The sequence below is a fragment of the Tistrella bauzanensis genome (genome assembly GCF_014636235.1).
In the GTDB taxonomy this organism is placed as follows: domain Bacteria; phylum Pseudomonadota; class Alphaproteobacteria; order Tistrellales; family Tistrellaceae; genus Tistrella; species Tistrella bauzanensis.
In genome coordinates this window covers 1-608 of record NZ_BMDZ01000216.1, presented here as the reverse complement: position 1 = coordinate 608, position 608 = coordinate 1, and the positions used below count along the sequence as shown (strand labels likewise).

The window sequence follows — 608 nt, the reverse complement described above, 5'->3', positions numbered from 1 at the left end:
TTGACCCCGTCTGCGAGGCTGCATAGCCTCATCAACCAGCGACGTCCGCCGAGCCCTTTTCAACATCGGGCGGGACATCCCCCTGATTCTCTATGGACCTCCCGGTACCGGAAAAACCTATGCCACCGCGCTTGAGGCAGTGCGGCTATGCGATGGTCATGTGCCTTATGCTGATGATGAGCCCGGCCGCAAGGGCCTGATGAGGCGATATCGCGAACTTCAAGCCGAAGGGCGGCTATGTTTCGTAACCTTTCACCAATCCTACGACTATGAGAGCTTCGTCGAAGGAATGCGGCCGGAAACGGGAAATGAAGAAGAAGGCGTCGGCTTTCGTCTAGAACCTATCCCTGGCATTTTTCGCGAAATTTGTGCGCTAGCCGAGCAAGCGCGAACACGTCCGACCAAAGCCGGCTCGGAAACGGCGTGGAATCTTGAAGGCCGCCAGTTCTGGAAAATGGGCCTCGGTGCAATTGGCAGAGAAGCCGAGGTTTATGAGAACGCTGTGTCTGGTAATTACATTGCGTTAGAGCCCAACCGAAAATTATGTTGAGTGATTTCAGCGGCTTGTGATTCTCTGTGGTTTGCGAAGACGACGGAGGATCGTATGG

General features: G+C 54.8%; 1 protein-coding gene. It reads left to right on the top strand.

Annotated features, from left to right (window positions below):
- The first annotated feature begins 160 nt into the window (after positions 1–160).
- On the top strand, positions 161–550 hold the full coding sequence (locus IEW15_RS25650; RefSeq protein WP_188583389.1) for a hypothetical protein: 390 nt from the start codon (positions 161–163) through the stop codon (positions 548–550).
- Positions 551–608 lie beyond the last annotated feature (58 nt).